The organism is Sphingomonas sp. SFZ2018-12 (genome assembly GCF_022496715.1).
GTDB lineage: Bacteria > Pseudomonadota > Alphaproteobacteria > Sphingomonadales > Sphingomonadaceae > Sphingomonas.
In genome coordinates, this window is the sequence record NZ_WTFM01000012.1 from 1 (window position 1) to 7,481 (window position 7,481).

At 68.5% G+C, this 7,481-nt stretch carries 14 protein-coding genes; 1 reads left to right on the forward strand and 13 read right to left on the reverse strand.

Annotation, left to right across the window (positions count from 1 at the left end):
- Positions 1–218 precede the first annotated feature (218 nt).
- A complete protein-coding gene (locus tag GO308_RS18475; RefSeq protein WP_240886434.1) occupies positions 219–524 on the forward strand; it encodes a hypothetical protein in 306 nt (101 codons plus the stop codon).
- A gap of 10 nt (positions 525–534) precedes the next feature.
- On the opposite strand, the gene GO308_RS18480 is transcribed toward GO308_RS18475, so the two are convergent.
- The 13 genes from GO308_RS18480 to GO308_RS18540 form a co-directional block, all read right to left on the reverse strand.
- A complete protein-coding gene (locus GO308_RS18480; protein WP_240886435.1) occupies positions 535–708 on the reverse strand; it encodes a hypothetical protein in 174 nt (57 codons plus the stop codon).
- A complete protein-coding gene (locus GO308_RS18485) occupies positions 701–946 on the reverse strand; it encodes a hypothetical protein (protein ID WP_240886436.1) in 246 nt (81 codons plus the stop codon). Before GO308_RS18485 ends, GO308_RS18480 begins: the two co-directional genes overlap by 8 nt.
- Before the next feature lie 129 nt (positions 947–1,075).
- Positions 1,076–1,834 carry a sigma-70 region 4 domain-containing protein gene (locus GO308_RS18490; RefSeq protein ID WP_240886437.1) on the reverse strand — a complete coding sequence of 253 codons (759 nt, stop codon included), beginning with the start codon at positions 1,832–1,834 and terminating at the stop codon, positions 1,076–1,078.
- A gap of 105 nt (positions 1,835–1,939) precedes the next feature.
- Positions 1,940–3,112, reverse strand: coding sequence for a hypothetical protein (locus GO308_RS18495; RefSeq protein ID WP_240886438.1), 1,173 nt, complete (start codon positions 3,110–3,112; stop codon positions 1,940–1,942).
- Between the two features lie 140 nt (positions 3,113–3,252).
- Positions 3,253–3,612: a hypothetical protein gene (locus tag GO308_RS18500; RefSeq protein WP_240886439.1), complete on the reverse strand. Its 360-nt coding sequence runs from the start codon at positions 3,610–3,612 to the stop codon at positions 3,253–3,255.
- A 402-nt stretch (positions 3,613–4,014) separates the two neighbouring features.
- Positions 4,015–4,233 carry a hypothetical protein gene (locus tag GO308_RS18505; RefSeq protein ID WP_240886440.1) on the reverse strand — a complete coding sequence of 73 codons (219 nt, stop codon included), beginning with the start codon at positions 4,231–4,233 and terminating at the stop codon, positions 4,015–4,017.
- The gene (locus tag GO308_RS18510) at positions 4,230–4,379 is read right to left on the reverse strand and encodes a hypothetical protein (protein WP_240886441.1); all 150 of its coding nucleotides are present in this window, start codon (positions 4,377–4,379) and stop codon (positions 4,230–4,232) included. Before GO308_RS18510 ends, GO308_RS18505 begins: the two co-directional genes overlap by 4 nt.
- Positions 4,380–4,381: 2 nt before the next feature.
- The gene (locus GO308_RS18515; protein WP_240886447.1) at positions 4,382–4,711 is read right to left on the reverse strand and encodes a hypothetical protein; all 330 of its coding nucleotides are present in this window, start codon (positions 4,709–4,711) and stop codon (positions 4,382–4,384) included.
- Positions 4,712–4,900: 189 nt separating this feature from the next.
- Positions 4,901–5,185 (reverse strand): hypothetical protein, encoded by a 285-nt coding sequence (locus GO308_RS18520; protein WP_240886442.1) that lies wholly within the window; start codon positions 5,183–5,185, stop codon positions 4,901–4,903.
- A gap of 10 nt (positions 5,186–5,195) precedes the next feature.
- Entirely contained in the window at positions 5,196–5,894 is a 699-nt protein-coding gene (locus GO308_RS18525; RefSeq protein WP_240886443.1) for a hypothetical protein, read from the reverse strand.
- Between the two features lie 10 nt (positions 5,895–5,904).
- Positions 5,905–6,261, reverse strand: coding sequence for a hypothetical protein (locus GO308_RS18530; RefSeq protein ID WP_240886444.1), 357 nt, complete (start codon positions 6,259–6,261; stop codon positions 5,905–5,907).
- A gap of 3 nt (positions 6,262–6,264) precedes the next feature.
- Positions 6,265–6,693 (reverse strand): DUF6878 family protein, encoded by a 429-nt coding sequence (locus GO308_RS18535; protein WP_240886445.1) that lies wholly within the window; start codon positions 6,691–6,693, stop codon positions 6,265–6,267.
- Positions 6,690–7,199, reverse strand: coding sequence for a hypothetical protein (locus GO308_RS18540; protein WP_240886446.1), 510 nt, complete (start codon positions 7,197–7,199; stop codon positions 6,690–6,692). Before GO308_RS18540 ends, GO308_RS18535 begins: the two co-directional genes overlap by 4 nt.
- Between the last annotated feature and the right edge of the window lie 282 nt (positions 7,200–7,481).

The following is a 7,481-nucleotide window of genomic DNA, read 5'->3' on the forward strand; positions in this document are numbered from 1 at the left end:
TGGAACCGATGTTCATGGCGAAAACCTCCTGGTCGATGCTCTCGAACCCCTTGTCCGAGACACCTCACTCTCACCCACTCCTCTCCCCGGCCGTCGGCCGGGCAGGCGCGATAAGCGCCCTCATCGCTGCGCCCTTCGCGCGGCGATGGACGTCGCCCGCGAGGCGGGCTTGGCGGGGCGCGTGACGCTCGGCATCATGGGGTTGAGGAGACCGATCGATGCCGGTGCTGTTAGCGTTGCTGCTTGCCCAGGCCGGCGACAAGGGCGACCTGCAGCATGCGAGCGACGAGATGCGATGTGTCTACATCGAGGTGAAGCAGTCGAGAGCGCAGATGCTGCCGGCGTCGTTCCTGGCCCAATCGGCGGCGAAGCGGTGCCTGCGGAAGGCGGAAGCCAAGCGCTGCAAGGCCGAGAAGAGCCTCGCCCGTCCTGACTGTCAGTATGTCGTCGGAACCGAGCGCGAGCGGCTGCTCCGCGATCTCGAAGCCTCGTTCATGGAGATGCGTCGCCGCGGGGTCCGGTAACGCCTGCGCCTCAGCGGTTCGTGGGCGGGGGCGCGGAGGCGCGAAGTAGACGCTCGCGCGCGGTTGCGTACTCCGCTGCGCGGTTCAGGTGCGTCGCCTTTACGTCCGGGTCGGTGGTGGCGGCAGCGAGGTCGAGTTCCTCCTGCGTCCGGCGCGTGAAGTAGGCCTCATCCTTCTCAGACATCGCGGCCTGCCGCGCTGTAATGAGGGTCGAAGCGGTCACGCAGGGCGCGGTTCTCCGGGCGATCGAGCATTGCCTCGGCTTCCTCGGCCGTGCCGGGGACCGGCGCGCCGGTCATCGCGTCGATCGCGCGCTGGAGGTGGACCGCCGGGAGCGGCTCGTCGAACGCGTCGAGCAGCTCCAGCGCGCGCCGGCTCAAGCTGAGCGCCATGCTGAGGGCCTGTTCGCGTTGGACAACCATGCACACTCCGACCTGTCATAGGCGACACGCTAGTAGGCGCGTCTACACCAGGAAATGAAACCGAGGTCCCCCAAAGCTCGGGATCGTCTCGTTACACCACTGACATTAACGAACCGCCCAAGCGGTTCTTTAGGTCCGATCGGGCATCGGAGTAGAGGCGTCCATTAGGCGGGCCGTCTTCAGCAGTGCATCGGCGATGTGCGCCTGGACGAGCCGGATGCTCATGCCCAATAGACGGGCGATCTCCGGATAGGTCAGCTCCCCGACCCGGTGGGCGACGAATACGATCCGGGTCGGGCGCGGGACGTGCTGAAAGGCAGCGACGAAGGCCGCTTCGCGCGGGGGTCGGCCGGCAGGGGTCGCCTTCAGGGCGGCGCGAAGATGGGGGTTCGCCAGCGGCAAGATTTCAAGCCGCAGTCGTGACCTGAGGGAGCAGCGGATGGGACGGTCGGCGCGGCGGAGCTCGCCCGTCCGCAGCTGGCGTTCGACGGCGTCGAGAAGGCGCAGAACCGTCCGTCGGGCGTGTTGCGCGTGGCTGGGCCATGACCGGCGCACGTCGAGGCGGTGGAAGCCGCCCTTGGCGTAATGGGGATGGAGGATGCCGATCAGCCGGCGGAGGGCTCGCTCGATCCTGACGCCGCACTGCTCGGCCAGGAACGCGGCTTCGGCGAGGTCGTGGCGGATGAAGGTGCGAGCAAAGTCGTCGGAATAGCCGCCCGCCCGGGTTGCTGCCTTGAGCGCCAGCTCCAGGCTGATCGCGACGTGGTGGAGATGATCGTCGAGACGCTGCCCGGGGGCGGGCGGCGGCGGGAGGAAGCCGCGCGCGTTTGAGAGGAGGAAGCTCGCTTCGTCCGCGAGGACGTCGCCGGCGTGATGGTCGTTCGGCATGGACAGCTCCGCCCCGAGAGGTCGGCTCGGGTGCCGTGCGCCCGGGGCGGACGCACGCGCATAGGCGCCGTGCGGGCGCCAATGCGTCTACCGGGGCGGGTGGGGTCAGCTGCCGGTCTGATTGGTTATGGTGCCCGGCGGAATCGAGCTGAGCGGGCTGAGCTCGTCGCCGTGACGGGTCTCGATGAAGCGGACCTGCACCGCCAGGTCGCCGATGACGGTGTTCTTCACGCGCGACAGGAGAAGGCCGAGGCTGTTCGAGATCAGCGTCAGGGCGTGCAGGAACGGCTGGACGGTCTCGGCGTCACCCACGGCGGCGTGGGCGTTGACGAATGTGCTCTCCAGCCCCGGAATATGGCGGGCCATGATGCGACGCCATTCGTCGGCGTCTTCCGGGGTCAACGATCCCTGGAGACGGCGGAGCGCCTGATCCTGCTCGCGGATGCGAGCGATGATCGGCGTGTCCGCCGGGAGCGCCGCGAGGGCGTCGCGGAGGGGTTGGTCGACGACCATCCCGTCCGTGGTGGTGCCCCGCGGCAGGGTGATGGCGTCGATCGTCTCCTTGTCGAAGGCGATTGCAGACCTCTCGAGGTTCCGTGCGCGCGCGAGCCGGCGAAATGAGTTGAGCAGGAGCTCGCCGGCGTGACGGACCTCGGCCTGGGTCGCGGGCTCGGTCCCCGAGACGCGCATCGCGAAGCGGAGCGCGCTGGCCTGGAACGACTGTATGTCGTTCGCCTCGTTCTCGGGCGCGGCGGCCTCGATCCGGTCGACGCTCCTGCCGAAGAACGCGGTGAAGGCGAGTGCGGCCTCGGGAAGTTTAGCGGCGAGCCGGGCGGTCCGTTCCGCAGGGGTCGCCTTGCTGGCGAAGATGTCGAGGACGGTCTGCATGACCTCGCGCAGATTGTCCGCAAGGGCGTTGGGAGGATAGAGCCGGTTCGCCAGCGCCGCTTGGCGGCGGGCCGCTGGCGGGGCAGAGATGAAGTCCCAGATGGGAGAGCCGAACAGGCCGATCACCGCGATCGGCACGATGAGGACGGCGTAGAAGGCCAGTTGTTGCAGCTGCGGCCGGTCGTTCGCGAAAAAGCCGAGGGCGATGAGCGCAACGGCCGTGACGGCGAGAGCGATCGTCGCGACCTGCCGGGCGCGGAGGCGGCGCTGGTGGCGACGGTTCGCGGCCGCGAGTTCGCCCTTCGCGATGCGGACCGCGGCGACTGGCAACAGGCTGTCGGTCGGTGACGGCGTCGGCATCGGGTCGGGGACGCTGAGTTGGCGGGACATCGGGCAATCCTCAGGAGCCGGAGGTGCAGGTTGAGTTGACGCTCGTGCGCGGGCAGGCCTCGCCGGCGCCGTCCCGATGGGACACGCGTGGGTCGAGCCTGTCGGTACGAGCAAAAAAGGGGGCCGTGGCCCCCTTTGGATCAGCCGAGGCCGATCATCTTGAGGGCCAGCGGACCCACGGTCCCGCCGATCGCGGCGATCCCGAGAATGGCGGCCAGCTGGACCCGGCTGAGCGTGATGCGGTTCTCGAACTTGCCGTCGATGTTGTCGAGCTTGCCGTTCATCGTCTTGAGCTGCGCCACGAGATCGCGGTTCGCGGTTTCGACTGTCCTCACGATGAAGTCCTCCGTGACGTCGCTCAGATGTTGCGCCTCGTCGGGACTGATACCCGCCTTCAGCGCCGCGCGAAAGAAAGTGATTTGAAAGCCAGCCATGTGAACCTCCATGATTTGATGGCGGTTCCGCCGGGGCATGCGTCTCCAGGCCGTCAGGGACGCCATTTGCGGCGCCGCGGAGCGGGCGGTGGGGGAGCCGATTTCGTGACCGCGTAGCGGGTGCGAAATTGGGGGCACCGCCGATCCTTGACGGCCGCCAAGAGGCGCATGTCATGCTGGGCGGACCAGCGAGAACCATCCACCCTGACCCCACGGTCGTTAGGTGAACGGCAACCTCATTTCTGTTAACCGTCCGCGCGGGCTCGAACCGATCCGTTCGTCGCGGGTTGTTGCGGCATGCCCTTCGATGGGGACCGGCGCTCCTGCCAGGGCGTCGGTCCTTTTCGCAAGCGGATCGTCACCCGATAGGGCGGAGACCCGCTGGCGGGGCTCCGGTCGGCAAAGCCGAGTAGAGCCGCGGTCCCGGTCGGCGCTTATGCGACGGGCGGGATGCGCCGCCCTCCCCTGCTACAGGTCGCCGATCTCGGCGATCAGCGTCTCGGCATGAACCGCAGGAACGATCCAGTTGCCGTACTTCGGCTTCCAGGCCGCGCGGCCGTCGATGATGTCGACGACGGCAGGCCCGACGCGGGCACGATCGGGCCACCAGAGCGCGGCGTCGCCGTTGTCGAAGTGCGTCACCCAGACCTTGCCAAGGCTGGTCTCGATCGTCGACTTCGTCGTCACGCGAACAGGCCCGCGACTAGGTGCCAAAGCTCGATCGCGTTCGCGTACCAGCCATAGGCGGTGAGCAGGCAGATGATGACGATGAAGATCTTGGTGCCGAGCGACATCGGCTCGGCCGGCTCGCGATCCTCGAAGTCGATCATCATGGTCAGGCGGCGTCCTCGTCGGTGATCCCGCGCCAGCGGGCGAGGAGGTCCATCACGTCGCCGCGATAACCGAGGCTGTCGGCGTAGACCGCGCCCGGGTGTCGGCCGAGAAAGCGGATGACGGCGGTGATGTCGTCGGCGATCGTGCGGTCGAAACCGAACAGGTCGGCGATCGGGAAATGGCCGAGATCGACGCCGTTCCACCAGGCCAGGAGGAAGTTGGCGACCCGCGCCGACTGGCCGGTGTCGGACTTGGCGATGGCGAAGAGCCGGTCGAGCGCCGCGGTCGGCGGCTGCTCGGCGTGGGTCTTCGGATGGCGGCGGAAGCTCAGAAGGTGGTCGGCGCACACGCGCAGCGTAGTGTCCGAATAGTCGGTGCCGATCAGGTCGCGGAGCATCTCGCGCGCCGCGTCCTCCGCCTCGGCGCGTTCGGCGGGATCGACCGGGATGGGTGTCGGCATGTCGGTTCCCCTTGTTGGGACTGTACCGCTGAAACGCGAGCGGCGCGACCCGCATCTGCGTCAGGAGTAGCGGGGCCGTTCAGCGGGATAGGCCGGTGGCGCCGTCGTGGTGAAGACGTGCGCGCGATGGCGACCGCCTTCGTAGGCGGCGGAGTCGACCGGGCGCTTGTGGCGCTGGAGACGGTCGAGCAGCCGGTTCGCGCGCGCGGCGATGGCGACGGCAGCGTCGTTGGTCGGGGCGAGCGCGAGCGGCCGTCGAAGCTCGCCGGTGTCGTACCACCAGCCACCTTCCTCGGGACCGCCAAAGGCACGGTCCACCTCGTACAGGGCGACGATGAAGCGCATGGTTCGGTCCTCAGGTCAGGGGGGCGGGCATGGCGAGCCATTCCGGCTCGTCGGCGGCGATCGGCTTGTCGAAGGCCGCGGCCTCGGCCTCGGTGAATACCGTCGCGTCGCGCAGCCGGCCGAAGCCGGTCTCGTGGTTCCAGAAGCTGAGGCCGTATTCGGGGTGGCGTGTGGTCAGCACGAAGCCGTCGACGCCCTCCTCCTGGTCGCGCTCGAGGGCGCGCTCGAGCTGGCGGGCGGAGTTGCCGAAGCTGACCCCGGCGGCGGTGATCGCGGCGTAGCCGCCCCCGAACTCGCCGGGGCGCAGTCGATCACAGTCGAGCGCATATTCGAATCCGCAAGGCAGCGCGGATTTGCAGGTTGCGAAGACGAGGAGCGCGACGGCGTCGACGCTGACCTGGTCGCCGTGGAAGAAGACCTGGATCTTGCCGGCCTCGTCGGGCGTGTCGTCCACGTCGATCCGGCAGCTGAACACGGGAAAGTCGGCATCGTCGAAGAGCGCGAGGAAGCTCCCGAAGGGATCGTCTGCGGTCGCCGGGAAGGCCGCGGCGAATGCCGGGCCGAGCCCGTCGAAGGCCTCTTGGCGGCCGAGCGCGTCATCGTCGTGGTTCTCGAGCATGTCGCTCGCGTCCTTGGCGAGTTGGAGCAGCTCGGCCTCGTCGGGCTGGACCAGCAGGAGGAAGCTGGCCTTGGTGTAGTTGTTGGACATGGGAACATCCTCAGTGGGAGGTTTCGAGGCCGGGGCTGTCGGCAGGGTTGCCGCGGAGCATCCACGGGGCGGGTTGTATTTGGCGCGCCCAGTCGGCGAAGCTCGGGATGCGGCCGAGGTCTTCGGTGACGTGCTGTTCGCCGATCAGGCGGACGGGCACATCGCGGCCGTCGCTGTTGCGGATCGTCACGCCGAAGATCGTCTCCAGCATGAAGATGCCTTCGGCATGGTGGCGGAGCGCGCGGTGGCGGGGGTCGGCGATGATCTTCTTGGACTCGTCGAACCACGAGTGCAGCGGGAGGTAGTCCTCCGGCTTCCCGCCCCAGCGCTTCACTGAGCTGAGCGCGTGATAGTAGCAGTGAGACATGGCTCAGAGCTCCGAGATGGTCGTATCGAAGGTCTCGATCCGCCAGTTGTGGGTGAGCGTCACCGTCCTCGGCGCGGTGAGGATCTCCAGCTCGCCGCAGGAGCCGGCGTTGTCCTCCCAGCCCATGTAGAGCGCGCAGAGTGCCTCGGTAGCGAAGCTGTCGAGCGCGCTGGCGAGGTCGGTGACGTCGCTCGCGATCGTGCCGTCGAAACCGAGCTGGTGGCGTTCGCAGTCGACGGCGGGGAGGTCGACCTGGTCGCCGGCCTCGTCGAACGCGGCGACGTCGTTGACCTGGCCCTCGTCGCCTTCGCCGTTGTAGCCGATGGTGACGCGCGCGATGCCGTGCGCCGCGAGGATAGGGAAGAACGCCTGCTTGCAGGCGTCGAAGGCGCTGCCGGCGGCGGGCGGCGCGGCGGTGGCGGTGTCGCTCATGCCGGCACCTGTTCGAGACGCGCCTTGGCCTCGGCCGCGATCTGGGGGAACGCGGCGGCGAGGTTGCCGTGGAGCACTTCGAAATCGGCGACGGGGAAGCTGCCATCGGTGCCGGGCCGCGTCGTCATCATCGCGCCGAGGACCACTTCGTCGAGGCTGCGCGGGGCGGTGGCGCTGTGACCGTCGTCATAGCGGACCGGGGCGGTGAAGCCCGCCTCGATCCAGCTGCCAAGGCCGTCCTCGACCTCCGCGACATAGGCGTCCACGGCCTCGTTGCGGGCGACTTGCCAGACCTTCAGGCCGAGCGTGTAGTAGGTGCCGAAGTCGTGCCGGTTGGTCAGCACGACGAGCGTGCAGCCTTCGGGCGGCGGGCCGAACCGGGCCGTGATCGCGGCGCGGTAGCATTCGACCTCAAGCCGGTTGATGCGGGAGAAATCTTCGGTGTGGCCGAGCTGGGCGCACGGCTCGTTGGCGGGTGTCCCGCCGAGATCGTAGGTGTCGTACATCGTCGGACTCCACTGGTTCGCGTGATCCGAGACCCCGATCCCCCTCCCCTCGATCCTGGTCGGGAGGGACCAAGCCGGAACGAGGACAGGGCCCGCTTCGGGAAGAAGCGAGCCCTGTCGGAGAGGTCGGTGGTGGTGGCGTCAGCCGGCGAACGCGCCGGCGGTGGATTCGCCGAGGCCGTCGCTGGCGGCACCGGCGGGCTCGCCCGTGCCCGCACCGTCCTCGGTGCCCGGGAACGGCGGCAGGCCGTCGTCGCCGCCCTTGGGCGCCATCGCGGCCGT

Excerpts from the sequence above, each read along its gene's own strand:
- GO308_RS18475 (WP_240886434.1), top strand. The coding sequence starts at position 219 with ATGCCGGTGCTGTTAGCGTTGCTGCTTGCCCAGGCCGGCGACAAGGGC.
- GO308_RS18480 (WP_240886435.1), bottom strand. The coding sequence starts at position 708 with ATGTCTGAGAAGGATGAGGCCTACTTCACGCGCCGGACGCAGGAGGAA.
- GO308_RS18485 (WP_240886436.1), bottom strand. The coding sequence starts at position 946 with ATGGTTGTCCAACGCGAACAGGCCCTCAGCATGGCGCTCAGCTTGAGC.
- GO308_RS18490 (WP_240886437.1), bottom strand. The coding sequence starts at position 1,834 with ATGCCGAACGACCATCACGCCGGCGACGTCCTCGCGGACGAAGCGAGC.
- GO308_RS18495 (WP_240886438.1), bottom strand. The coding sequence starts at position 3,112 with ATGTCCCGCCAACTCAGCGTCCCCGACCCGATGCCGACGCCGTCACCG.
- GO308_RS18500 (WP_240886439.1), bottom strand. The coding sequence starts at position 3,612 with ATGGCGTCCCTGACGGCCTGGAGACGCATGCCCCGGCGGAACCGCCAT.
- GO308_RS18510 (WP_240886441.1), bottom strand. The coding sequence starts at position 4,379 with ATGATGATCGACTTCGAGGATCGCGAGCCGGCCGAGCCGATGTCGCTC.
- GO308_RS18520 (WP_240886442.1), bottom strand. The coding sequence starts at position 5,185 with ATGCGCTTCATCGTCGCCCTGTACGAGGTGGACCGTGCCTTTGGCGGT.
- GO308_RS18525 (WP_240886443.1), bottom strand. The coding sequence starts at position 5,894 with ATGTCCAACAACTACACCAAGGCCAGCTTCCTCCTGCTGGTCCAGCCC.
- GO308_RS18530 (WP_240886444.1), bottom strand. The coding sequence starts at position 6,261 with ATGTCTCACTGCTACTATCACGCGCTCAGCTCAGTGAAGCGCTGGGGC.
- GO308_RS18535 (WP_240886445.1), bottom strand. The coding sequence starts at position 6,693 with ATGAGCGACACCGCCACCGCCGCGCCGCCCGCCGCCGGCAGCGCCTTC.
- GO308_RS18540 (WP_240886446.1), bottom strand. The coding sequence starts at position 7,199 with ATGTACGACACCTACGATCTCGGCGGGACACCCGCCAACGAGCCGTGC.